General features: G+C 50.5%; 16 protein-coding genes. 5 read left to right on the forward strand and 11 right to left on the reverse strand.

Going from position 1 to position 25,547, the window contains the following annotated elements:
• Window positions 1–22: 22 nt before the first annotated feature.
• Together AAC022_RS00790 and AAC022_RS00795 are read right to left on the reverse strand one after the other, a co-directional pair.
• A complete protein-coding gene (locus AAC022_RS00790) occupies window positions 23–403 on the reverse strand; it encodes a VOC family protein (protein WP_339727026.1) in 381 nt (126 codons plus the stop codon).
• A 9-nt stretch (window positions 404–412) separates the two neighbouring features.
• Window positions 413–2,116: an SLC13 family permease gene (locus AAC022_RS00795; RefSeq protein WP_339727027.1), complete on the reverse strand. Its 1,704-nt coding sequence runs from the start codon at window positions 2,114–2,116 to the stop codon at window positions 413–415.
• Between the two features lie 334 nt (window positions 2,117–2,450).
• Between AAC022_RS00795 and AAC022_RS00800 the strand changes: the two genes are divergently transcribed.
• The gene (locus AAC022_RS00800) at window positions 2,451–4,157 is read left to right on the forward strand and encodes a DUF1549 domain-containing protein (RefSeq protein ID WP_339727028.1); all 1,707 of its coding nucleotides are present in this window, start codon (window positions 2,451–2,453) and stop codon (window positions 4,155–4,157) included.
• Between the two features lie 87 nt (window positions 4,158–4,244).
• Window positions 4,245–5,525, forward strand: coding sequence for a DUF1501 domain-containing protein (locus AAC022_RS00805; protein WP_339727030.1), 1,281 nt, complete (start codon window positions 4,245–4,247; stop codon window positions 5,523–5,525).
• A 46-nt stretch (window positions 5,526–5,571) separates the two neighbouring features.
• Here the strand turns inward: AAC022_RS00805 and AAC022_RS00810 are convergent, their stop codons facing one another.
• The 3 genes from AAC022_RS00810 to glgA form a co-directional block, all read right to left on the reverse strand.
• Window positions 5,572–7,767: an alpha-amylase/4-alpha-glucanotransferase domain-containing protein gene (locus AAC022_RS00810; protein WP_339727032.1), complete on the reverse strand. Its 2,196-nt coding sequence runs from the start codon at window positions 7,765–7,767 to the stop codon at window positions 5,572–5,574.
• A gap of 356 nt (window positions 7,768–8,123) precedes the next feature.
• Complete coding sequence (locus AAC022_RS00815) at window positions 8,124–9,119, reverse strand: DUF4921 family protein (RefSeq protein ID WP_339727035.1); 996 nt, start codon at window positions 9,117–9,119, stop codon at window positions 8,124–8,126.
• A gap of 62 nt (window positions 9,120–9,181) precedes the next feature.
• The gene (glgA, locus tag AAC022_RS00820; RefSeq protein WP_339727038.1) at window positions 9,182–10,693 is read right to left on the reverse strand and encodes a glycogen synthase GlgA; all 1,512 of its coding nucleotides are present in this window, start codon (window positions 10,691–10,693) and stop codon (window positions 9,182–9,184) included.
• Window positions 10,694–11,177: 484 nt separating this feature from the next.
• Between glgA and AAC022_RS00825 the strand changes: the two genes are divergently transcribed.
• Both AAC022_RS00825 and AAC022_RS00830 read left to right on the forward strand, forming a co-directional pair.
• Window positions 11,178–12,626 carry an ATP-binding protein gene (locus tag AAC022_RS00825; protein WP_339727041.1) on the forward strand — a complete coding sequence of 483 codons (1,449 nt, stop codon included), beginning with the start codon at window positions 11,178–11,180 and terminating at the stop codon, window positions 12,624–12,626.
• 24 nt (window positions 12,627–12,650) lie between these two features.
• Window positions 12,651–14,006: a sigma-54 dependent transcriptional regulator gene (locus AAC022_RS00830; RefSeq protein WP_339727043.1), complete on the forward strand. Its 1,356-nt coding sequence runs from the start codon at window positions 12,651–12,653 to the stop codon at window positions 14,004–14,006.
• A 29-nt stretch (window positions 14,007–14,035) separates the two neighbouring features.
• On the opposite strand, the gene AAC022_RS00835 is transcribed toward AAC022_RS00830, so the two are convergent.
• The 5 genes from AAC022_RS00835 to mutM all read right to left on the reverse strand — a co-directional run bounded on the left by AAC022_RS00835 (window position 14,036) and on the right by mutM (window position 21,487).
• Window positions 14,036–16,399 carry a polysaccharide biosynthesis tyrosine autokinase gene (locus AAC022_RS00835; RefSeq protein WP_339727046.1) on the reverse strand — a complete coding sequence of 788 codons (2,364 nt, stop codon included), beginning with the start codon at window positions 16,397–16,399 and terminating at the stop codon, window positions 14,036–14,038.
• A gap of 90 nt (window positions 16,400–16,489) precedes the next feature.
• Window positions 16,490–17,464 (reverse strand): SDR family oxidoreductase, encoded by a 975-nt coding sequence (locus AAC022_RS00840; RefSeq protein WP_339727049.1) that lies wholly within the window; start codon window positions 17,462–17,464, stop codon window positions 16,490–16,492.
• 389 nt (window positions 17,465–17,853) lie between these two features.
• Complete coding sequence (rlmB, locus tag AAC022_RS00845) at window positions 17,854–18,615, reverse strand: 23S rRNA (guanosine(2251)-2'-O)-methyltransferase RlmB (protein ID WP_339727050.1); 762 nt, start codon at window positions 18,613–18,615, stop codon at window positions 17,854–17,856.
• Window positions 18,616–18,707: 92 nt separating this feature from the next.
• Window positions 18,708–20,435, reverse strand: a complete 1,728-nt coding sequence (locus AAC022_RS00850; protein ID WP_339727051.1) for an ATP-binding protein — start codon at window positions 20,433–20,435, stop codon at window positions 18,708–18,710.
• 206 nt (window positions 20,436–20,641) lie between these two features.
• Window positions 20,642–21,487: a DNA-formamidopyrimidine glycosylase gene (mutM, locus tag AAC022_RS00855; RefSeq protein ID WP_339727054.1), complete on the reverse strand. Its 846-nt coding sequence runs from the start codon at window positions 21,485–21,487 to the stop codon at window positions 20,642–20,644.
• A 265-nt stretch (window positions 21,488–21,752) separates the two neighbouring features.
• On the opposite strand from mutM, the gene AAC022_RS00860 reads away from it, so the two are divergent.
• Window positions 21,753–23,639, forward strand: coding sequence for a DUF1598 domain-containing protein (locus AAC022_RS00860; protein ID WP_339727057.1), 1,887 nt, complete (start codon window positions 21,753–21,755; stop codon window positions 23,637–23,639).
• A gap of 157 nt (window positions 23,640–23,796) precedes the next feature.
• On the opposite strand, the gene AAC022_RS00865 is transcribed toward AAC022_RS00860, so the two are convergent.
• A complete protein-coding gene (locus AAC022_RS00865) occupies window positions 23,797–25,215 on the reverse strand; it encodes an arylsulfatase (protein WP_339727060.1) in 1,419 nt (472 codons plus the stop codon).
• Window positions 25,216–25,547: the final 332 nt, after the last annotated feature.

Consider the following 25,547-nt stretch of genomic DNA (forward strand, 5'->3'; position numbering starts at 1 on the left):
CGTGCTGTCTCAAGAATGACAATCACTCATAATTCGAGACTTCAATCAGATTCCCATCAGGATCGCGAAAGTAAGCAGAAATGAGTTTCCCCATCGCGCCGGTCCGTTGTACGGGGCCGGCAATGATCTCCACGCCCTGACTTTGCAGATCTTCGATCGCCTCTTCCACCGGGGTTTTGATAATGAAGCAGAGATCCGCACTGCCGGCCTGCACGTGCGAGGCCTTGGGTTCGAATTCGTGACCCACTTCGTGCAGATTGATTTTCTGATTGCCAAACGTCAATGCAAATCGCCCTGCCCCGAACGAAACCCGCTGCATGCCCAGCACCGATTCGTAAAACGCAAGCGAGCGCGGGATGTCTTTCACGGTTAATACCAGATGATCCAGATGATCGACTTCCATAATGCTGCCTCAAGCCATTGGGAAAAACTGTACGCCTAATAGAACAATCACAAAGCCGGCGATGCCCATGAGAGCCGTCATGGGGGTGACGTACTTCAGGGTTTCGCCTTCGGTCATGCCGCTCATTTTTCCGATGACCCAGAAGCCGCTGTCGTTCATCCAGGAAATTGGTTTCGAACCGCAGCCGATGGCGAGTGCCAGATAAACCGGATGAAAGCCGAGCGTAGTGGATTCGGCGATGCCGCCTAGAATTCCGACCGTGGTGATCATGGCGACGGTCGATGAGCCCTGTGCACTGCGGATGGCGGTGGTAATCAGAAACGCCAGTGTGACCAGCATCAGCGGGGAGACATCGGGCAGTGATTCAATCAGAAAGCTGACGCCCGTCTGTTGTAACACACCACCAAAGGCACCGCCGGCTGCAGTGATCAAAATAATCACGCCCCCTGTTGAAAGAGCTGCCTGGATGGATGTCGAAAGTTCTGCCATGGAGGCTTTCTTCTGGCGGATCAGCGTTCCCAGTGCAATCACCGTGGCAATTCCGAGCGCCAGGTTTTTGTTTCCCAGTGTCTTGATCAACGATTGCACTTCGGGCGAACAGATATTTTTGATCGATTCAAATTTCAGCATCGTGGAGCCGGCGATTAACAACACGGGCAGAAGAATCGGCATGAGTGATAAACAGAGTCCGGGTAAGTCTTCCAGACGGCTGGAGGCCAGCTTGGTCAGGTCTTCTTTGGTCACATCAGCGGAATCACGGAACGGAAGGACGCAGCGTTTGTTGATCATGACGGCATATCCCAAGCCGAACATTGCCGCGATACTGCCGACGATCATACCGCCGATCATCATGGTAGCGATATCGACGCCCAGTTGCTCTGCGACAAACAGTGGGCCGGGTGTCGGTGGCACCAGCGAATGGGCCATCGTACCTCCGGTCACAATCGCCAGCACATACAACAGATAGTTTTTGCCGGTGCGGAAGCGCATGGCTTTGCCCAGTGGAATCAACAGATAAAACACCGTATCGAAGAAGACGGGAATGGCTAATAAAAATCCGCTGGCCATAAACGCCAGCGGTGCCAGTTTCTCGCCGACAAAATTGACAGACGAGCGGACAATGCGTTCGGCCGCACCACTTTCCAGGAGGCACATGCCGATGATGGCGGCGAGTGCAATCAGAATGCCGATTTTAGTGCAGGTGGAACCGAAGCCGGCTGCGACGCGTTCGCCGACCGATTTCTTGCCTTCCATGATGGCGGCCTGATAATTGGAGGGCGTAATTGCAAAGTCATCTAAGCCGATCTGACGGCTGGCACTGTCATCGCGGACACTCAGCTCGGCGATGATGATTTTTTTACTGCCTTCGGTAAACTTCGCTGTGACGCGCTGGACTTCCGTCTCGGCGATGGGAATCAAGGGAAACTTTGGCTGATTCGAGCCCAGTATCATCAGCATCATACCCGGCTGAATCGTGCCCGCTTTATTCACTTCGACGACGATCTGGCGATTGTCTTTGCTGACCTCGATGATTTTGAGCTTATTTTTTCGGAGTGCCGTTTCTTCAATCTGTTGCACGGGCGTCAAAATGCCTACACAAATGGCCCCTGCCAGCAAAGCCAGGAAGGCATGCAGTCGAAAAAACAGGACGCCACCAATCACGATGGCCACCCCTGACAAGATAACAACGATGACCCAAGCGCTCTGATCCATTGTTCTACCAGTCTGGTTTTCAGGTTCTGATTGTTTTATTTCGTGAAAATCACCATTTTAGCGACACATTCAGATCTAGAACGGGTTAAATCAACATCAGACACGCTTTCGCATCTGTCTGACTCCGGCATTATGCCGGTAGCCCATTTATCCTATTCAAATCAGGTGAAATGTCATGATGAGTTTTTCCGTGAAACGAACGACACAAATAGTTTGTCTTTTTCTATTTACAGTGTCGGTCCCATTATGCCAGTCTTCCACTTTCGCAGCAACAAAGAGTTCCCCCCAATCGTCGAAACGGCAGAGAGTCGACGAAACCACGCTGGCTGAAAAAATGGATCAACTGATTGAATCAGAGCTGAAGAAATCAAATATCGAGCCGGCACCGCTGGCCAACGATGAAGACTTTCTCCGCCGCGTGACGTTCGATCTGGCGGGCAGAATGCCGACCTCTTCGGAGGTGATCCTGTTTGGTCTGGATTCCAACCCCAACAAACGGCAAGCCGTGATTAATGAATTACTCAAATCAGAAGAGTACGGCGTCAACTGGGCGCGTTACTGGCGGGATGTCATCTATCTGCGCGCCACAGATGCGCGTTCTCGTTTGAATGAAGGTCAATTCGAAGAATGGATGACGTCGCAACTCAACAAGAATACAAGCTGGGACAAGATCACAACCGATCTGCTGACCGCTTCCGGTGATGTGCGTGAAAACGGCAACACAGCGTTGATCTTTGCGCATCAGGGTGATCCAGCCGAGCTGGCTGCGGAAACCTCGCGCATTTTCCTGGGAATTCAGATCCAGTGTGCCAACTGTCATGATCATCCAACGGACAAATGGAAGCGGAACAGTTTTCATGAACTGGCGGCATTCTTTCCTCGTGTGCGGGTACGACCAGTGCGAGATGCGATGCCGCGGACGTTTGAAGTGGTCTCGATGAATCAAGGCAACCAGATAGCACAGCGCATGAAGATGCTGCAAGATCCGACGATGCTGTTTCGGGCATATGACCGCAACAGGGATGGCAAACTGACGGAACGTGAAGTCCAACGAACACGGATGGCGCGCGGCTTTGAACGGCTTCTTTCGACTGCCGACAAAAACGGGGACAAAGCGTTAACCGCCGAAGAACTGAAAAGCATTCCTGTGCCCGACAATGCCCGCCGGTTCATGACCGAATATCACATGCCCGATTTGAACAACCCCACATCCGCCGGCACCGTCGTGCACCCGGTTCTGTTTGTCGATAAAAAATCTCCCGGTAAAGGTCTGGACGATCTGGATCGTCGGGAAACCCTGTCGAAGTTTCTCACTTCGAAATCCAATCCCTGGTTTGCCCGAGCGATTGTAAACCGTCTCTGGTCCGAAATGCTGGGTGAGGGATTCTACATGCCCATTGATGATATCGGCCCTGAACGGAGTGCCGTTTATCCTAAAGTGCTCGACGCGTTAGCCGATGGTTTCACCGCCAGCGGGTACGATCTAAAATGGCTCTGCCGCACGATTACGAATACACGAGCCTATCAGAGAGAAATGCAGAAGAAAACAGCGGGGCAACTCAATACACCGTTTGCCGCCCAGTCTCCGACCCGTCTGCGAGGCGATCAAATTTTCACAGCCATCACACAGGTGTTTGGCGTGGATGACCTGCAGGCCAATCCCGACCGCGGTGATCGACGTTTCCGCGCCAGCCGAACGGGCCGCGGACAGTTCAGCAGCCTGTTTACTTTTGATCCGTCGACATCACAGGAAGAAATTACCGGAGATGTTCCGCAGGCATTGTTCATGATGAATTCGACTGCCATCAATAGCATGCTGGGAACAAACCGCAATACGAAACTGGCGCAGATCGCCCGAGATTATCCGGACAACAAAGATGCTGTTCAGGAACTATATCTGCTGACGCTCTCCCGAGAGCCAAGTAAAAATGAGATGAAAGTCTGCCTGGATTATTTTCAGGAAACCAACAAACGTACGGAAGCGCTGGAGGATCTGATGTGGAGCCTCCTCAATTCCAGCGAATTTATTACCAAACGCTGATCGCCACACACACTGATACATCGTTCAGACTGAGTTCACGTCGCGTCCCTTTGAATCAATATCATCCCTCAGGCTGAGGAGTTTCTTATGAGTCTTTTTCATCACCAGCATGTTCAAACACACCGCGGTGGCTTTTCACGTCGCAGTTTTCTTCGCAATGTTTCGATGGGTGCTTTGGCTGCAGGAGGGCTGAGTTTTCACGACTTGATGAGTGTCTCGGCGGAAGAACTCCGTAAGCAGGGACGCGCGATGATTCTGCTCTGGATGGCAGGGGGGCCGAGCCAGTTTGAAACATTTGATCCCAAACCAAAAACGTCAAGTGCCAGCGACAAAGACGCGATTCAAACATCGGTCTCCGGGATCGAAGTTTCGGAAGACTGGAAAAACACGGCGAAGGTGATGTCGGATATCGCATTGATTCGATCAATGACGAACAAGGAAGGCAACCATCAACGCGCCAGCTATCAAATGCATACGGGTTATGCCCCTTCAGGGAGTGTCAAACATCCGAGTCTGGGTTCGAACATTACACGGGAAATCGGTAACCGTGAACTGGATATTCCCTCAATCGTTTCCGTTGGTTCCACCAATGGTGCGGGATTTCTGGGTGTGGACTACGAACCGTTTAACATCAACAATCCGGGAAATATCCCGAACAACGTGGCTGCCACCGTGCCCGATCCGCGCTATCAGAAACGACTGGGACTGTTAGGCCGCCTCGATTCCGAATTTGCCAGCCGCGGCGGTGAAGTCGTTGTGAAGAACCATAGCAAGATTTATAACAAAGCCTCTTCGATGGTCTTGAGCCCGCAGACGAAAGTGTTTGATCTTAGCCAGGAATCCGCGTCTCTGCGCGAACAATACGGTGAGAGCAACTTTGGAAAAGGCTGCCTGCTGGCACGCCGTCTGGTGGAAGCAGGTTCGACGTTTATCGAAGTTCGTTCGAATGGCTGGGACAACCACGCTAATATTTCCGAAGTCATCTCCCCCCGTTCACAGGAAGTCGATGCGGGGATGGCGGCACTGATTACCGACTTGAAACAACGTGGGATGCTCGATCGCACATTAGTGGTCTGGATGGGTGAATTCGGTCGCACGCCGAAGATCAATGCCCGATCCGGCCGAGATCATTATCCGCGTGTCTTCTCCGCCGCTGTCGCCGGTGGCGGCGTTAAAGGCGGACAGGTGATTGGATCTTCGACGGCCGACGGCTCGGCTGTTAAGGATCGCCCGGTGAACGTCACCGATCTCTTCAGCTCGATTTGCCATTCACTGCAGGTTGACCCGAAGAAGGAAAACATGAGTCCGCTGGGCCGCCCGATGAAAATCGTCGATGGCGGCGAAGTCGTGAACGAACTCTTTGCCTGAATCGGATTCAACCGCCAGAATACTCAACCAGAACACTCAGTAAGTATCACGCCCCAGATGTGGCTGCTTCCCTGAGTGCTTTGGCTTGCGCGGCTGACGTATCCAATGAGAGTGTAATTGTGACGGACCAGCGTCCTTGTTCGTCGGCGACAAACTCCCAGTGGGGAATGACCACCGAACTTTGATGCACGAGTTCATAGCCGCCTTCGGACTGGCTGATCGTTTCAATCGGAAAGGTCCAGATATTGGCGGGTGAGGATAAGTCCAGAGCGGCGTCCAGCCCCATCCATTCATCAACGAGACCGATGCGATCAATTTTTTCCAGATCGAGTTTCGATTCTAATTGTCCCAGCTGCGAGCCAAGATGATTATAGTAATAGCGGTCACTGGCACCGGCGGCGAGGCCTGCAAAATTGAATTCGACCCCAAAATGCAGGGGCACGTCTGCCGGCAGATGTGACAATTCATAGTGAAATTCCAATGTCCCCGCCGTATTCTTGGCTAAGGAAACGGTTTTGGTCAATTCCACCTCGTAAGGTCCCACCTGTCCTTTGCGAGTCATACGCACTTCACAGTAGTCATCGGTGCGACGCAGGGAGCTATGAAACACGCCCTGCACAAAGTCGCCCACTTCTCCACCGCCGTTGACCACGGTATCGAGATCTATGCCGGGTTGATAGAAATGATCGACCAGTGATTTTCGGGGAGTGTGATCGTATTGCAGCTTCTTTTCCAGGCCAGGTTGTTTGAAGCGGATGGCATTGTGAATCTTGCCAATGTCTTCACCATTCTGAGATCCCTCTGACCGTTCCTGTGCTGCTTCGCGAATGATGTCGTGATACGGTTCGGGACGACGATTCAACGTTGCCAGAATATTGTGTTTGGCACCGCGGACATCCAGTTCGTAAAGATGACCTCCCTGGGCGGGGGCCAGAAATCCGACAAGGCTGTTGCTGGCCAGTCGCACTTCTTTACGGGCATCCAGGTTGAAATCAGCGGCTTCGACTTCCAGCCAGTTGGCATCGCGATGCGTGATCTTTTCCAGTAACGTGTCTGCGGAAATCAGATTCTTATAGATGGCATTCCGCAGATGCGGGAGATAAAGCCCGCCAAAGGCACCATGCCAATAAGGGCAGTTACACTGTGCGCGATAGAGATCGGTTCGCGCTTCGTGCAGAATCGGCAGGTCGTCTGCTTCTACGCCGGTTGCTTCCAGACTTTGCAGGCGATTACTGACCAGTAACATCCGGGAATACATTTCATTGAGTTCTGAATATTTCACGCGGAAGTTGCGCCAGAATCCGCCGCGCAAATAGGGCTTTAACCGATCGAAGCCTTCGACGTCCTTAAATTTTTCTTTCAATTCGGCCAGTTCGATCTGGCGATCTGATGTGAGCGCCCATTCGGTCATCTCACGATAGCTGGCATCAGGTAGATAACAACTGCCGATGGGCGAGACGGTATCGACGGATTCGGACAGCGTAGTGACTTTTAACCAGTCGCTGTTTTCCTGGAGCAGATCCAGAAAACGCTTCAACCAGCCATCCCGATACACATGATCGAACGTGCCAGGCCAGGCGCCAAACTTTTCGCCGTCATCGCCAAACACCACGACGGAATGCGGATGATGGTCGGCAATTTCTTTGAGGTAGTGAATTGTTTCGACGGGGTCGGTAAACGGAATCTGATATCGCAGGGTTTCGTTATCAGGAAAGATTTTGAGCAGGCGGCCTTCATCTTCTGAGAGATAATACCCGTGCATTTTCTCAGCACGAATACCGGCGGCACTGAAATGGGAATCGTCCAGCAGCGTGTATTCCATGCCGGCGTCGACGAGATCGGAGACAAAGGATTGTTCCCAGACTCGTTCAGGAACCCACATCCCGCGAATCGGCGTGCCGAAGAGTTTCTTGAGGTAATCCGTATAAGCGGTGATCTGGCCGATGCGGTCACAGCGGGGAATCCCAGCGAGAATCGGTTCGTAAAATGGCCCCCCCAGAATCTCTACCTGTCCGGATTCCGCCAGCCCCCGTACTCGATCAATATACTCGGGATGTGCTTCGACCAGCCATTCCATCAGGCTGCCTGATGTATGGAGCGAAAAAGGGATATCAGGGTATTCTGACAAAACGTCCAGAAAGGGTTGATAGCTGTTTTGATAGGATTCTTCAAAAACGCCTTCAAAATTCCCGACTGGCTGATGGTTGTGAATGACTAATACGAGCCGAAGTCGACAGCCCATGGGCCGCATCCTTTCTCATCCGTGTAGAACACAGAAATATCGATTACGCTATGAAATAGAACTGTTTGATTATATGACAGGGGCGAGTCTGTCTCCCCCTTGCTTTAATCGCTGATCCCGAAGGACTTGTAACGATTCTGGCTTATAGTAAAGCCAATCTTTTATTAATCATAGAGGACTTTTTATGAGAATAAAATCCAAGTCCCCGTAAAATCGATACTCTTGAACCTGAAATACAGTCGAAGGAAGGTCAAATGTTAAAGCAGGCAAGATTTCACCAGTTTGATTAACTGGGACAACTCCGAATCCGGGTCTGAATTCTCTATTTTATCCCTGAGCCAAACACTGAGTAGAGATCAGGAATCAAGCTGTTTTTTGAGCTGTTCGACCGCCTGTTCGGGAAAGACCGGATTGATATACATGTTCGTCGCCAGCTCAAATCCGGCCAGATGCGCCAGACGGGGATAGACGCGCATGCTCCAGGTATAGCCGGCTTGATCATTGGTCGCGAAGGGAGGGGTTTGGATGACAAAATTGAAATCATGGCTGCCGAGAATTGCTTCCAGAGCCAGTAACAGACGCCGGCTGAGAGCGCCCAGATCTTCCAGCTCCTGATCACTGGATTGATCGAAGTGTGTTTTCAGCGTCTGGGGAACAATCCAGGTTTCAAAGGCGAAGCGGCTGGCATAGGGACAAACCAGATTGAAATGCGGGGTGGAGGCAACCAACCCCGAAAAGCCATTCGGCTGTTCCTGTAAAAACGTTTCAAACAGAGAGCCGCCCGTATTGGCCAGATGATTCTGTGTGGCCTGGAGTTCCTGCTGCATGGCTTGAGGCACCACCTGACTGGCGACGAGTTGGGAGTGTGCATGTCCCAATGAGGCTCCGCCGAGAATGCCCTGATTTTTGAAGATGATCACATAGTCCAGTTGAGGATCCTCGCGATGGGTCGCGACGCGCTGTCGATAGGCACGGAAGATCTCCTGAAACTGGGATGGTTCCAGACGCGTGATCTGTGTCTCAAACTGCGGGCATTCCACGATGACTTCATGCACGCCATATTGATTCGGCCCGCAGGCTGCTGTGGCATGGGGAGTCAGTGCGGGGTATTTATTATCCACAACCCGCAAACTCCAGCCAGACTGGTTTGGTTGGGTATCGGGAGGACGCACCGCGTACAACTCAGGAGTCGTTTCCGACTCTTTGCCTTCCGCAAACGGGTCAGACTCAATTTGTTCTTTTGTGATTTCGTAGGGAGTCGCATCACTGGAAAGCGCAATCGGACGCTGGGCGCGTTCCGGTGCGAAAATAGTGGTATAACCCGTGAGAGGATCGGTGCGGATCACAGACATAAAAACAGTTAAGCTATTGGGGACAGAGAAAAAAGGTCTTCACCGCTGGTCAATATCGTTGGTCAATGCGAGGCTGAAACCGATTCGGTATTATTTGCACGGAAGCCGCTGGCGCGTTGATAGACCGACAGATAATTTTGCGCACTCTGTTTCCAAGACCAGTCTTTGGTCATGCCTGTGTGCTGTATCTGGTTCCAGGTCGGTTTATCTGAATACATCTCGACCGCGCGGCGCATTTGTCGATACAACACGGTGGCGTCAAAATGCCAGAAGGAAAACCCGTTGGCTGTGCCATTTTCCAAGTTCTCTTCGGAGGCGTCGACCACCGAATCGGCGAGCCCGCCCACTTCATGCACGAGAGGCACGGTTCCATAAATCAGGCTATACATCTGGTTTAAACCGCAGGGTTCAAACTGGCTAGGCATCAGAAAGATATCCAGGCCGGCTTCGATCTGATGCGCTAGACTTTCATCAAAGCCGATGTAAGTGGCGACCTTGTCAGGAAAGCGTTTTGCCAGATCAGTAAAGGAGGCTTCGTGATAGGGATCTCCGGTTCCCAGAAATACCAATTGCACATCGGTCGCTAGCAGATTTTCCGCGGCGTCCAGAATCATTGAAAATCCTTTCTGGTCGGTCATTCGTGAAATGGTGCCAAGCAGCGGGACCTCTGGTTTCTGGGGCAGTCCCATGCGTTCCTGCAAAGCGGCTTTGCAGAGCGGTTTGCCTTGCGCGACGGTCTGTGCGTTATAGTTGGCGGCGATATTCGAATCGATCTCGGGATTCCATTCTGTCGGGTCGACTCCGTTCAGAATGCCGACCAGACGATCGGCGTGAGTATCAAGCACGCCGTGTAATCCGTAGCCGAAGCGTTCGGTGCGAATTTCTTTCGCATACGTCGGGCTGACAGTGGTAATCATGTCGGAAAATACGATGCCGGTTTTCAACAGGTTAAGCTGACCGAAGAATTCCATTTGATGTCGATTGAAATATTTCCAGTCGATGCCAGTCAGCAGCATATCCCAATGCCAGTATTGTCCCTGAAAGGCCATATTGTGAATGGTGAACACCGAGGCCGTTTTTTCAAAGCCGGGACGGTCCTGATATTCAATTTTCAACAACGCGGGAATCAAACCGGTCTGCCAGTCATTCGCGTGAATGATATCGGGGTTCAAATCCAGCTTGTCTGCGAACTCCAAAACAGAACGGCTGAAGAAAATGAAGCGTTCACAATTGTCTTGGTAATCGCGTCCATTCTCGTGATACAATTCGGGACGATCAAAATAGCGAGGCTGATCAACTAAATAAACGGTGACGTTGGAATCGGGAAAGCTGGCTTTGCGTAGTCCGGCCTCAATATCCTTGCTGCCGACAGCGACGTTGACCTTTTCCGGACAGACTTCAAAGTCATCCGGATTCAATCCCCGTTTTGTCGTTGATTGAGGGTAATATGGCATAAACAGACTGACTTCATGCCCTGCTTCTGCCAGTGCTTTTGACAGCGCCGACGCCACATCAGCCAGACCGCCTGTTTTTGCAAAAGGAATCGCTTCGGAACTCGCTAAAACGATTTTCATAAATTCCCGATCTATTTAGATTTCAGATCTCTGAAAGTGTCTACAATAATATATAGAGTATTATCGGTTGAAAGTAACGGATCTGTAAACACAAGTGGAGTCGAAAGCCGGAATTGAATCTGTCAATTCATAAAGATTTTTCAGAAATCACCGCTTCAAAAGAGTCTATTTTAAATGGCATCAAACGAAGGACTGCCACTCTCATAAGGACAGTGGTCTGATTTTACCTGTTTGTTCAGTAAAAATAGCGAACTTCTGTCGCAAAATAGCGATTGTGTAATTGCAGATCAATTTCAGATTGGAGATAGTATAGCCTGAGTTTTCCGCATCAATCCCAAAATCGGGCCCCGATTCGGGCCTCGGTTCGGGTGGAACGCGCCGGTCATGCAACCAGTCATTCAACGCGATACGCAGATAATAGTAGCATAATGGAACCTTCTTTTGCCGCCCTTCGAGAGTACGACTCTAAGTCTTAATTTCTGATATGAATGATCCTTCGATCCTGGAAAATCAACCGAATACGACAGACGCATCACAAAATGAGTCTACGCAGGTGCCTGCTTCGGCAGCGCCACCCAAAATTCATCACGATGCCTATACCTGGGAACTGCCGGCAGAAGAGATCACGCTGCGTATCCGCTGGTTTGGTCTCTGTGTGGGATACGTGCTGGTCAACTTTGTGGGTAAAGATTCGGCGATTCAGGTTCCCCAGTTAAACTGGATGCTGACACTAGGCGCGATTTATGCGCTGGCGGATACCTATTTCAGTTTTCGTGGCCGGGTATTTCTGGGCCAATGGCCGCTGATCATATCCGTGATGGAAGCGTTGTTTATCGGCCTGCTCTGTCACTATGACGCCGGCTTGAACAGCCCCTTCCGCTTTTATTATCTGCTATCGCTGATTGTCTGTTCGATCCGCCATTCGCCGTCGATCGCGTATATGACGTTGGGACTGCACCTGATCAGTTTTACAACGATTCTGTTTACAAGCCCTTCGATCCCCGAGGACTGGCTGACGCAATTACTGTTGATGATTGTCTGGATGGGCTGGGTGGCGTGGGCCAGTATTGCCTTTTCCAGTCTGGTCAAACGGACGAGTATGGAACTCTCGGATGCGAATGCAAAGCTGCAGCAGAATCAGGAACTGCTGGAAGAACGGATCGCCCGTCGTACCGACGACCTACAGGAATCGCAGGCGTTACTGGTGCAACAGGAAAAACATGCCGCCTTTGGTTTACTGGCAGCTGGAATTGCACATGAAGTCGGGAATCCGCTGGCGGGAATCAGTTCGCTCGTGCAACTGTTGAATCGGCATAACAACGACGACTACACGTGCAAACGTCTGCAGGAGGTCGATGGTCAGCTGCACCGGATTCAACGCATCCTGCGGGAGCTGATCGATTTCAGTCGACCTGCCACCACAGAGCGCAATCGCTGTCACATTAACGAGCTGATTACAGAGTCTTTGAATATTTCCAAATATTACAAACGCAAAAAGGGGAAGAAGATCATCACCCGGTTTGCTGAGAACCTGCCGGTGGTACAGGTGGTTCGGGATCAACTGGTGCAGGTATTCCTCAACCTGATTCTGAACGCGATGGACGCGACGGAAGAAGGCGAATCGATCGAAATCTCAACAGAAGCCCGCGATGGCCAGATTCTGATTTCCGTGCATGACAATGGTCAGGGAATTCGGGAAGAAGATAAACCGAAACTGTTCCAGCCTTACTTTACGACGAAAGCGAAAGGAACGGGGCTCGGTTTATTTGTGTGCAAAAACATTCTTGAGCATTCGAATTCCGGAACAATCGAAATCGATGAGAGTGTCAAAGCTGGTGCAAAATTTATTGTCGCCCTGAACTGTGACGAACTGCAAGGTCTGGCGGAGATTCCCCCTGGCCCGGCAAATGAAATCAAATTTGTAACGACATAAGCAGAAAACAGGATTAAACCCAACGTGCAACTGAATCGATCTGTACTCATCGTTGAAGATGAAGAAGTCATCCGAACTTCACTGTCGGAATTTCTGACCAGTGAAGGCTACGAGACCATGCAGGCCTCTACGGTCGCCAAAGCGCTGGAGTTGGCACGAGACCGGGATTTTAATGTCGCGATTTGTGACGTGCAATTACCAGACGGAGATGGCATTGAACTGCTCCGGCGGTTACAGAATATCAAGCCGAATATTTTCGTATTGATCATCACCGCGTATGCCACCGTGGAAAACACGATCTCGGCGTTTAAGGCGGGCGCCTTTGATTATCTGGTCAAGCCGGTGATTTTTGATGACTTGTCACACAAACTGAATCGTTTGTTTGAATATCAGAAAATCTTCTATGAAAACCAGATCTTAAGACGGGAACTGGCGCGCAGCCCCGGCATCGAAGAAATTGTGGGCAGCAGTAAAACTCTACAGCAACTGCAGAGCACGATTCGCAAGATTGCCGCCACCAATTCGAACGTGCTGCTGTTTGGCGAATCGGGTACAGGGAAAGAACTGTTTGCCCGTTCGATTCATTCGAATGGGCCGAACAAGGAACAGCGTTTTCTGGCTGTGAATTGCGGAATGCGTCCCATTGAATTGCTGGAGTCACAACTCTTTGGGTCTGCTGCCAGTTCGTTGCAGTACCCGCAGGCAGAACAGATGGGAGTTTTCAAAAATGCCGATGGCGGAACCGTCTATCTGGATGAAATCTCACAACTGCCTTTAGGCACACAGGGGAAGCTGCTGCGGGCGATTGAATATGGCGAGATCCTGCCGCTGGGTAGTGCTGAACCAGTGAAAGTGGATGTCCGCCTCATTGCTTCGACGACACAAGACCTGGCAGAGATGGTCAAACAAGGGGAGTTCGAAGAAGACTTATTCTACCGTCTGGATGGGATGAAAATTCACATTCCGGCATTACGCGAGCGCGTCGATGATATTCCGGAACTGATCGAATACTTTATCACGAAGCATTCACACAAAATGGGAAAACGGGTGACCGGCGCGACCAGCGAAACAATTCGGACGCTGATGTCGGCAGAATGGAAAGGCAATGTGCGGCAGCTGGATAATGCCATCGAACGAGCCGTTATGATGTGCGATGACACGCTGATCTGTCTGAATGACCTGCCGCCAGAGTTACATCAGGATGAGCCCCCGCTACCAGATGTGGATGACCTGCGACTGGCGCTGCGGCATTACGAACGGATGCATATTACGCGCGTGTTGAAAGATAGTACCGACAAGCGGGAAGCAGCCAAGCGGTTAAAGCTCGGTCTTTCCAGCCTGTATCGCAAAATTGAAGAGTTGGACATTGAGCTGGAGTAGATATTGAGCTGGAGTATTAGTGCGATATCTTAACTGGTGATCACCGGAACCGCGGGCTTCGTCTCTGGTTTCTGTGGCTTCGCCTCAAAATATTCCTGGTAGCCTTCGCCGGTCCCATAGTCATATTTTCCATAGCGGCCGGTGTAGATGCCGTTGGCCAGGATGCCGGTCACTTTAATGCCGTTTGTCTGAATGATCTGTTGCACTTTTCGAATCACCCCACGGCGGTTCTTATCAACGCGTACTACCAGCAGCACACCGTCAACCGTTGAGGCAATCACTGACGGATCACTGACGACGACCAGCGGTGGTGTATCGATCAGGACATAGTCATATTCATTACGCAGCTGTTTGACCAAATCGGTGAAACGGCGGGACATTAGCATTTCGGATGGATTCTCCGGAAGTGTTCCCGCGGTCATAATTGACAGATTACTGATTCTGGTTTCGCGAATGGCAGTCTGGGCATCGATCTCTTCAGCCATGACATCGCCTAAACCAATTGCGTTCGACAGGCCAAATAATTTGTGTACGGTGGGACGTCGCAAGTCAGCATCTACAATCAGAACCTTACGGCCTGTCTGCGCTATCGCCAGCGCCAGGTTGGAAATGGATGTCGTTTTTCCATCGCCGGGTTCCGCGCTGGTCATCTGCAATACTTTGGCGCCGCTGCGATCTGTTTTTAGTAGCAGAGACGTACGTAAAGAGCGAAACGCTTCGGCTTCCCGGGAGGCGGGGCGATAGTAATACCATAACGCCGGATCGAATTCACTGTCATCCATGGCCGCTTCACTCTCGGCGAATGTGGGAACTTCACCCAGAATTGGCAAGTGCAATTGATCTCTGATTTCATCGACCGACTTGACTGTTGTATCACGCATTTCTCTGAAGTAAGAAATGGCCAACACGAGCCCCAGTCCGACAGCACCGCCAGCCATCAGGAATTTCATCTGGCGTTTGATTACCAGTTCATCTCTGACCGGCGACAGCTGCGTCAATGTATAACCACTATCCCCCTGTGAAACTTTTTCTACCAACAGCTGTTTGAAAATTTCTTCACGTTGTGTTTTCAGTTGCGCGATTTCTTCATTGTATGACTGATCAATTACCTGAAAGTTTCCCACATTTTTGGCAAGTTCGATTTCCTGCTCAAACAGTTTGGTCAGTTCCGTTTCCCGGTTATTCAGTTCTTTGAGCTGCTGCTCCATTGATTTGAGGTAAATGTTGACAAAATCGACATCCTTAACTTTTGCGATTTTGAAGTCTCCCGATTCGAGATTCTCAGCCGAAATATCCAGCCCCTGTCGACGGTACAGATTAATCACAGTTTCAATACTGCGATTGACGGCATCGAGATCGGGATGATTCTTTTGAAAGTCCCGTTCCAGACGATGTTTCTGAATCAATAACGGCATCAAGTGTGTTTCGAGGGCAACACGCGCACGGTCTACCTGCGTCGTGTTAGGTACCGCAATTTGACCTTGATTTGCGTTGGCATTGCCGGCCTGTCCGCGGGTCTGGCCCATCAGGAACTGCTGTGCTAATAGTTCAAGTGTTTCTTTTGATTCCCCACTGGCGATCGCCGCTTTGAGGGAATCCACTTTGGATTTTAGTTCCGTCAGTTTCAGCAAATTGATGCGGCGTTCGTTATCGATGGCTTTGACACGTTCCTGATGCACGTTGGTGCTGCCGGCAACGCCCGCGTCGGAACCGGGTGTATTTTCCCAATACAGGGGGGCCTTTTCCCGAAATTGTTTATACTCTTTTTTCTTTTGTTCCAGATCAGACAGAATCTGCTGATTGGCCTCTTTCAATTGTTTCAGGATGTCTTCGGTATTTTCCTCGCGGACGTCGCTCAGGTATTTGCGATATGCATTGACGATGGCTTCTGTTACTGCTTTGGCATCCGCCGATCGCGGATTTTCATAGGTGATGCTCAGGATATTCAAGTACGCGCGGTCATTCCCCGAAATGCGTTTCACCTTTAAGGTATCGATAATATCTTGTGTCGGGTCTTTTTCCCCTGCCAGTGAGGGTAGATCATTCAGTTTTGCATCTTTCACCGCTTCGCCCACAATACGCGGGCTTTTAATCACATCAATGTGTGCCGTCAGCTCACCGAAAGTCTGAACCTCGCCCTGACTAATTGGAACCGGATTTTTCTGTGACACCTGGACCTTGGTACTGGCAGAAAAGATGGGGCCCAGCTTCATGTAGGCAACCTGCCCGAATAACAAACCCGCTATCAGGCCAGCGACCAGCAGAAACTTATGCCGAAACAACAGCCGTACGATATCGACTCCGGGGCCAGACGAATTAATGGGCGCATTCTCTTCCGCGCCATCGATGGCAAAATCGGATTGTTGATCCAGAGGTTGAAATTCGGTATTCACGACACCAGGTCCTGATCTATCTAAACGCTGAAATGATTCAGCAAGTATTCTAAGTTGGTCTCTACGAGATCTGTTGTCTCTGCTGCCGGGTTAGCAGCCGCCCAGACACGGTTTGGATTCCGATTTAACATAGTCGGCATACCACTCGATCGTCCTGCGTAAACCTTCATTGATCTCTACCACCGGTTCATAGCCCAGATCCCGCTGTGCAGCAGAGATATCAGCCCAGGAATGCAGCACATCTCCGGTCCGCCGCGGTTGGAAATCGGGATTGTATGGTTTTTCTAACTGCTCACAGATCGCCTTCAAGAGATCGATCAAATTCAAAGAACTTCCACAGGCGACGTTGTACACATTTCCGGAGACGATATTGGCATCGGCCTGTGAAGCCAGCAGATTTGCCTGTACGACATTATCGATATACGTAAAATCGCGAGACTGGGTACCATCGCCATAGATCACAGGTCGACGCCCTTCGAGCAACGCCGATGCAAACAACGGAATCACAGCGGAATACGGACTGTTGGGATCCTGACGCGGACCGAAGACATTGAAGTACCGGATGCGAACAGTTTCCAGGTCGTAGGAATTGGCAAACGCCTGACAGTAGAGTTCCCCCGCCAGCTTGGCAGCGGCATACGGCGAGAGCACTTCTGGTGCCTGGCCTTCATGCTTGGGCATTTCTTTCTGATTCCCATAAGCACTGCTGGAGCCGGCATAGACTACACGCTGTACGCCCAGTCTGCGGGCTGCATCCAGCACATGAATCGTTCCGGTCACACAAGCCTCGTGTGTATCAAGCGGGTGAACAATGCTCCGCGGTACTGAAGCCAGCGCGGCCTGATGAAAAACGATATCAATTCCTTTGGTTGCCTGTTCGACCGCTTTTAAATCTCGCAAATCGCCTTCAACGAACTCGACCTGATCCTGGAGGTGTGCCAGGTTTTTCAGTGCCCCGGTGCTGAGATTATCGAACACACGCACGGTGTGCCCTTCTTTGACCAGACGTGTTGCGATATGAGAACCAATAAACCCTGCACCGCCGGTTACTAAATAATTTGTCACGTGTTTTATTCCTGCATTGATAACGTTTTACTGGGTCTCACAATTAATCAGCAGAGACCCCAGCCTGTCAATCGGAGTTTCCCGAATCTATACCTTCAATGTAGCATGACTTTCGCGCGGAATAAGTGATGAATTCCGAGTATTCCTCTTAGAAATTATCGAACATCCGCAGCCCGCGGCCTTACCTCATATTATAGACAGGCATTTCCCATACAACCAAAACAATGCGCAGTTGTGTGGCAGGGGGCACCTGTGGATTTGGATGCAGGTGTAGAGAGATAACGGGAAAATCCGCTTTAATCGGTACTTGAAATGCGCGTTGTAACAATCATCGACATTTTGATGATTGTGTCCATTATCGGATGAATTTCGCGCGAAACCGGCCGACGCTATTTCACACCGGGACCAAAGGGAGAGAATCGGGCAATCATGATTCCGGCGGCAACGGACGCATTCAGCGAATCTACAATTCCGGTCGGCGTCAGGCGACAGACAACATCACACTGCTCCAGCGTCAGGCGTCTGAGTCCCTTTTCTTCGTTGCCGATGACGACCATCCAGGGGCGATCCTGATGAAACGCTGAGACATCATCTTCGGCGTGCTCGGAAGTCCCCATAATCCAAACGCCTAATTTTTTCGCATCGGTCATAGCTCTGCTTAAATTGGTTTCCACGGCAAACGGAATGGCTTCCATCCCGCCTGAAGCGACATCATAGACGGTGGCATTCAGTGGCGCAGAACGATCTTTCGTGAGCACAATGCCTCGCACACCAAAAAAAGCAGCCGTACGAAATATGGCGCCAATATTATGCGGGTCTTGAATACAATCCATCGCCAGCCAGAGTCCATTCAGTTCCGTCTCCCCTTCCGCGTTCGCAAAGAGTTCGCCCAGCGAGGAAGGAGTGCGCGGCTTGACCATGCCGACAGAACCTGCGGTGCGACGCCCCTGCTCTTCCGACTGCTTACGTTTCATCTTCTGCGGTGCGGACTTTTTAATGATGACCGGAATACGATGTTTGCGTGCTTCGTCTGCGACCTCACCCCAGTTCCCCTGTGCGGAGCCCGCTGAGAGACGAATCTCTGTGACATCGATGGGGCGCGACTGCAACGCAGCCAGAACACTATGAGGATTTTTTAGCTCCAGAGCCACAGATTCATATTCCTGAGTCAACAACGGGGACGAATAATGAGAACGACAATTGCCGGGTAGAAGGAAAAGGGTAGAGTCTCTCTACGACAGATTCAAGGAGTGCGCGTCTCAGAATGTTTGTTCTGTGCGAGTTTTCCCTGTGCATACTCAGCCAGATCCGAAGTCTTAATGCGATTCATACCTACAGCAGTATCATCCAAATTGGACAGCAGGTGGTTCTGGTCCAGACTCATCTTCACAGGTAACCTGACGGTAAATTTGCTGCCGCGACCAAATTCACTTTCCAGAAAGACTTCGCCATCCAGTAACTTCGAAAGTTCACGAATGATGGAAAGGCCTAACCCGGTGCCTTCGTAGGCGCGGGTCAACGCGTCTTTTGATTCGGGAGACGATTTTCCCTGACGGAATTTTTCGAAGATGTGCTCCTGCTCATCAAGGGGAATCCCGATCCCCGTATCTTCCACAAGCAGTTCCATCATCTCCGGATTATCAGCACAGAGTGTCGCCGCAACGTGAACGCGTCCCCCTTCGGGCGTAAACTTGATCGCGTTGGAAATCAGGTTGTTCAGAATCTGCTGAATCTTTATGGAATCCTGGAAGAGAATCGGAATTTTCGGGTCGATCTCTGAAGTCACTTCAATGTTTTTCTTATCGGCCAGAGGCAGCATCGTGCCGACCCGCCGTTCAATCAGATCGGCAATGACAATTTCAGAAAGCTGCAACTCCATCTTGCCACTTTCGATCTTGGCGAGATCCAGTACGTCATTGATCTGAGCCAATAAGTTTTTCCCGGACATCTGAATGTTGGCGACATAGCGTTTCTGTTTGTCGTCCAGATTTTTGGAATTCGCCAGCAGATCACTGAAACCGAGAATACTGTTGAGCGGCGTGCGCAGCTCATGGCTCATCGTCGCCAGAAACTCATCTTTCATTTTGTTCATTTCATACAGCCGCAGGTTGACCTGGGCCAACTCATCGACCTTGGTATCCAGGTCGGTATTCACGGTCCGTAATTCTTCCTGCACGGTCACCAGGTGACGCAACATGCGGTTGAAGGCATAGCTCAGTTCTTCGAATTCGTCTCCCGTGCGAATGTCGGCTCTTAAGTCGAGATTTCCCTGGGCAATCTGGTCACTGACATCCTTTAAGTGCAAGACCGGTTTCACGATCACGTATCGTACAATCGCATAGGCGGCCAGCATCGCGAGAAAAGCAGTCACGATGGCAGATGCCAGGTTGATCGCTTTATTCCAGTTCAGCGCCTGCTCTACCTTCTGTGAGGGAAACCGGATATTGACGATCCCGATCAGACCACCGAGTTCTAAATCCGGATCATCGTGCAATCGGTGACAGGAGATGCAGGACTCAGAGGCGTAGATTGCACTGTAATACTGAAATCGTCCCTCGGTCTCATCCTGATAAAATATTTCTGTCTCGCCTTCCTTGATCCGTTCCAGCGCTTCGTAACCGGCACTGTCGATCGGACGTTCTTTGGAATCAGCGTCAGAAGGACTAGGCTTAAAGACCGCCCAACTGTAATCGCCGAGATCTTTTGACTTTACAGACTGGACGATTTTCTCAATCAGGTCTTTGTAATTCTTATCGTTCTCAGACCACTTCCAATGCTTTTCCAGAATAATAGGGGCCACCAGTAATCGGGCCGACGTAATATTCTGGTCGTCGAGCACCTGATTATTCAACCAGGTATTCAATGAAAAACTGGCGGTAATCAGTACCATCAAACCGCCGCCGAACAGAAAACGGCATTTCCGTTCGAGGTTGGTTTCACCCAACAGTTTTTTGAAAGCACGGTACGACATGAAATTCCATCAACCAATGGATCAGAAGGAGGGCCAGGACTTGCGCCTTTTACCCTTTGATCTTAAGCCATATGCGTTGGAATAGAAAAGCAAGTTTCTGAGAATCTCACTGCAATTCATTGAAATTTGTCAGATTCCACTCTGGTACAGGTAACTTAACCAGAGCCTCCCCCATCTCCAGCTTACAGTGCCGAGGAAGAATTCGATTACTTTTTCGCCTGACAGCAGGGACAGTAAAAAGTAGAGCGCTGCGTCTGAACGATCCGCACAATTTCTGCTCCTTTGCAGGAACTGCAGACTTCTCCTTCGCGACTGTAGACCCGGTGTTGATTCTGATAGCTGCCGGATTGATTCAAAGCGTTCCGATAAGTGCCGTCTCCGAGTGTCGAGCCTTCATAGCGAATTGCGGTTTTCAAAATGCGTTTGATGGCTTTATGCATCGTCTGTATTTCTGAATCGGTTATTTGGTTTGCTGCGCGTTCTGGATGAATCCGGCTGACATGGAGGATTTCGCTGGCATAAAGATTTCCAATGCCGGCGACCAGTTTCTGATCCAATAATGCCACCTTGATCGCACGTTTGGTTGCCGCACAACGCTGCTTCAGCTCCTTCAGAGAGATCAAAAGTGCATCGGGGCCCAGTCTATCGGGTCCTAATGCGGTCTCTAATTCTGCTTTACGATAGAGCCGCACCGTTCCCAGCCCGCGCCGATCCCAGAACCAAAGTACGCTCTGGGAACGTCCTTTTTTCAGCTGCCACTCCAAACGCAAATGTTCTGCATCCGGCGGGTCAGACAAGAGCATCAGTCCAGTCATCCGCGGCTCGATCACGAATGAACTCTCATTCTCCAGATCCAGGATCACTCGTTTGGCGAAACGCCGGACCGCGATCACTGTTTGATTTAAAGCCCTTGTCCGCATGGTTTTAAAGCTGGGGGTCATCGTCAGAGGCTTGCAGGAGCAGGGGCATTTTCGAAATTCGGTGATCTGATGACCTTCGACCGCTTCACGGATGCCGCGAACCATCGTCTCGACTTCGGGTAGCTCTGGCACGAATATTCTCTCTGTATCAATTAATAGTTTTAAAGGGCGTAACAGATTTTGAACAATGTGTTTCTATTCTACTACTTGTGACTGTTCTTTGGATCTCAGAGCTGAGCTGAATTAGGAAGGCCAAGAAATTTAAGATTACGCTTGACGTTGGGGCGAAGTTGGACGATCCTAGACGGTAAAGTCTATAAGTTCCCCATCTTGCAAAAAGTGTACACACGAACCGCAAGATAGTCCGTTAGTCATAAGTGCCAATCGGAGAGCGTCCATGCGCCCTAAAAACCCTCGAGTAGGCTCCAGTGTTGTTTCAGTTCTGGCAACAGTCGCCTGTTTATCTATCGTTCTGGCAGTCACCTTTTTTCTGGTCCAACAACGACCGGCTGTGACTGTAGAGCAAACTCCGGAACAAATTCAAACTCCACAAGAATCGCCACTCGTGCTTGAAGAACAAGAGACTGTGGCTGTGGTTCCTGAAATCACGACCGAAACGATCGTCGAAACACCACGAGTCGCTCCTGAAGTACAGGTCGCCGCTCATTTAGAATCTGGTGAATTTGGCCAGGCCATTGAAACCGCTGAAACGGTTGCCAACCTGCATCAACGGACACAACTGTTGCGAATGGTTGTGCAGGCTCAACTGAAGTCGGGTGACTTTGTCGCCGCATTGGGAACCATCAACCGGATTCCACTGGCAGACGAACGCACCAAAGCCATGGGCGAACGCACCCAAGCGATGTCAATGGCCGGGGGATCACAGTTGGCTGACTTTACTCAGTTGATTGATTTGATTCAGACTCAGACTTCAGGACTTTGGGAAGACACCGGTGAAGGTGAAGGATCGATCCGGCAGTTCGACAGTGGTGTTCGCGTTGACCCCAACGGTCTGCTGCACCACATCAGCAAGCAGGAACTCAATGGTCGACTGGCTGCATTAGGAATGAAAGCCCGTCAAGCCGACCTGAATCAAAACGTGGCTCAGAACAGTCAACTGCGACTGATCTCGCTGACACGTCTGGAAAAAGAAGTCCAACAGTTGATTGAAGAAGGACGTTCTCCAGTCGAAACCATGAAGATGCTGGCAGGACTGACGAAAGTCGAATACGTATTTGTTTATCCAAAAGAAAACGAAGTTGTCATTGCGGGTCCTGCAGAAGCCTGGATCTACAACGAGCAGGGACTGGCTGTCGGCATTGAAAGCGGCCGCCCTGTCCTGCAACTGGACGACCTGGTCACAGTACTGCGTACGTTTTCCAATCAGGGTGAAAAAATCTTTGGTTGTTCTTTTGATCCCCGTGCGGAAGGACTGGCTCGTGTTAAAGAATTCGTCGCTCAGTCGAATGCACGCGGCCCACTTCGTGCCGGAGCCGGCGTTCAAAGCTGGACTCGACAACTGAAAGAGAAACTGGGCGTGCAGGACATTACACTGTACGGCGTTCCCGATACATCACGCGTTGCTCGCGTCCTGATCGAAGCCGATTACCGGATGAAGCTGATCGGCATCGGAAAAATGGATGCTGGCGAAAATATCCCCAGCTACTTTGATCTGCTGGCAGAGCAAGACGACAAAGGTACACAAAGCCTGGAAGCACTTCGCTGGTGGTTGACCATGAAGTACGATTCGGTACTGCACAATGCCGAGCGTTCCGCTTATCAGGTGGTTGGTTCTTCGGTTCTATGCCAGTCTGAAAATCAGATCGTCACCAACGATGGTCAGCGGCTGCAAACCGGTCAAGCCGAAAAGCTGAACCGGGATTTCGCGGCCAATTTCACAAAACACTATCAGGAACTGGCACAACAGGATCTGGTGTATGCCGACCTGCAGAACATTTTTGACCTGGCTCTGGTGGCTGCTCTGATGCGGAATGAACAACTGGCAGACCGTGCCGGCTGGGAAATGACCGCCTTCGCTGCCAACGGCGTTTATCACCCCGCAGAGTTCGAAGCGGCTCACACCGTTGACACGGTTGTGAACCATCGGGTCTTCAACGGCAAAGATGTTGTCGTTCAGGTCGCCGGCGGCGTTCGCGTCGATACTGGTTCTGTTGTCAAAAATCAGAACAACCTGAAAGTCTCTTCCGAAGTCGGAGCCGTCTCCACTCAATCGAAAGCTCCCGCATTGCCCGTGGGTCGCTGGTGGTGGGATCTGGCTAACTAATCCTGATTTCAAATCAGACGTCATAAAAAAACCGCGGCCCGTTATTCAGGCCGCGGTTTTTATTTTTGACTGCCAGTGACTGCGATTTCACATCGTCTTATTTCACTCAGCCTTTTTTCACTCAGCCTTTTTTCACTCAGCCTTTTTTCACTCAGCCTTATTTCACATAGCCTTGAATTCCGATTGGCTTCAAGCTTTGAGGAAAATCACGCGGCTCAGTATGCGCCTGCTGCATGACTTTGGTCATCTCGGTTACCTTTTCCGGATTCTGTTTGGCGAGATTTTTCGTTTCGCCGATATCCTTTCCGAGATCATACAGTTCGATCTTATTTTTCATGCGATTCTGGACGGCTTTCCAGTTTCCCATCCTCAGTGCCCGCGAGCGAATTTCGCCTTTGGTGTATTCCCAATACAGGTATTTGTGCTGCTGTTGTTTTCCTTTCCCCAGTAGAGTCGGCAGAAAAGAGATTCCGTCGACGTCGACTCCCTGAGGAACCTTCGTGCCTGCGACCTGGGCAAAAGTGGGTAGGATATCCCAGAATCCAATCTGCAGGTCGGACGTTGTACCGGGCGCAATTTTACCAGGCCAGCTGGCGACAAAAGGCACACGCAGCCCCCCTTCATACATTGATCCTTTGTGACCTTTGAGCGGTGCATTCCCATTGAAGAAATCGGTCATGTCCTTCCAGGTCCCCCCTTGACCGCCATTGTCGGAGGTAAAAATAATCAGCGTGTTGTCGCGAATTCCCAGTTCGTCGAGCATCGCCACAATTTCACCTACATGCGCATCAAGGCGTGAGACCATGCCGGCGAAGGTCGTCAGCCCATCTTCCGAACCAATATAACCGGGACGGGGATCCAGAATTTGTGTCTTAGGGAATTTTCCGCGATAGGGACGCTCCGACTCTTCAGGCACTACCAGTTCCACATGCGGAATAATATAGGGCAGATACGCAAAGAAAGGGCGCGATTGATTTTCGCGAATGAATTTTTTGGCATCTTCGTGAATCAAATCATGGATGTAGGTGCCACGCTGATTATTTTCGTTTTCAGGCAGCATGACTTTTTCGGCATTCCGCCAGATCCAGAACGGATAATAAAAGTGACCATGCACCTGCAGCAACTGGCCGGTAAACTCATCAAAGCCTTTCCGATTGGGATGGCCGGGAGATCCCTCATACCCCAAACCCCATTTACCAAAAGCGCCCGTCGCATACCCGGCATCTTTGAGAACTTCGGCAACCGTCTTGTCTTCTTCATACAGCAGTTGATTCAGATCATTGGCGCGAACGGCAGTGTGCCCGGTGTGTTGCCCGGTCATTAACACGCTGCGTGAAGGCTGGCAGACCATGGAGCCCGCGTAAGCTTGTGTGAACTTTATTCCCTCCGCAGCCAGTTTATCGATGTGGGGTGTTTTGATTTTTGTTTGACCATAGCACCCCAACTCGGCGTAGCCTAAATCATCTGCCATGATGAAAATGATATTGGGTTTATGTTCTGCCGCCTCTGAAACTGGGGAATATTCTCCAGTCAGATAACAGAACAGAGTCAGAAGAAAACAGAATCTCAGAAACATAATGCCAGAACCTTTCTCAATTTTAGTTTGAGTCGCTTTTTGAAATATTTACATGCAGATCATGCTTTCGAAAATCATTTTTTAAAAACGTTTTAGATTGGGGTTGACCAAATCGAATTGAGATTTTATTCTCCCCGCACCATTAGCAATCACGCTGATTTTTAAACTTCGAAAAAACAATTCCTGATAACATCACACCTCAGATTGACAGTTATCAACTCCTTTTTCAACCTTCAAGCAAATACCGGTGTCCGTTGAGCGATTTTATTCACTCAATGGAAAGATCGAATGCCCAAAGCATGGAAGCTGCGGCATCGATCTTTTTGAAGCTG

The sequence above is a fragment of the uncultured Gimesia sp. genome, from assembly GCF_963976445.1.
Lineage (GTDB): Bacteria > Planctomycetota > Planctomycetia > Planctomycetales > Planctomycetaceae > Gimesia.

Coding starts and splice junctions, on each gene's coding strand:
- AAC022_RS00790 (WP_339727026.1), bottom strand. CDS start 403: ATGGAAGTCGATCATCTGGATCATCTGGTATTAACCGTGAAAGACATC.
- AAC022_RS00795 (WP_339727027.1), bottom strand. CDS start 2,116: ATGGATCAGAGCGCTTGGGTCATCGTTGTTATCTTGTCAGGGGTGGCC.
- AAC022_RS00800 (WP_339727028.1), top strand. CDS start 2,451: ATGGATCAACTGATTGAATCAGAGCTGAAGAAATCAAATATCGAGCCG.
- AAC022_RS00805 (WP_339727030.1), top strand. CDS start 4,245: ATGAGTCTTTTTCATCACCAGCATGTTCAAACACACCGCGGTGGCTTT.
- AAC022_RS00810 (WP_339727032.1), bottom strand. CDS start 7,767: ATGGGCTGTCGACTTCGGCTCGTATTAGTCATTCACAACCATCAGCCA.
- AAC022_RS00815 (WP_339727035.1), bottom strand. CDS start 9,119: ATGTCTGTGATCCGCACCGATCCTCTCACGGGTTATACCACTATTTTC.
- glgA (WP_339727038.1), bottom strand. CDS start 10,693: ATGAAAATCGTTTTAGCGAGTTCCGAAGCGATTCCTTTTGCAAAAACA.
- AAC022_RS00825 (WP_339727041.1), top strand. CDS start 11,178: ATGAATGATCCTTCGATCCTGGAAAATCAACCGAATACGACAGACGCA.
- AAC022_RS00850 (WP_339727051.1), bottom strand. CDS start 20,435: ATGTCGTACCGTGCTTTCAAAAAACTGTTGGGTGAAACCAACCTCGAA.
- AAC022_RS00860 (WP_339727057.1), top strand. CDS start 21,753: ATGCGCCCTAAAAACCCTCGAGTAGGCTCCAGTGTTGTTTCAGTTCTG.
- AAC022_RS00865 (WP_339727060.1), bottom strand. CDS start 25,215: ATGTTTCTGAGATTCTGTTTTCTTCTGACTCTGTTCTGTTATCTGACT.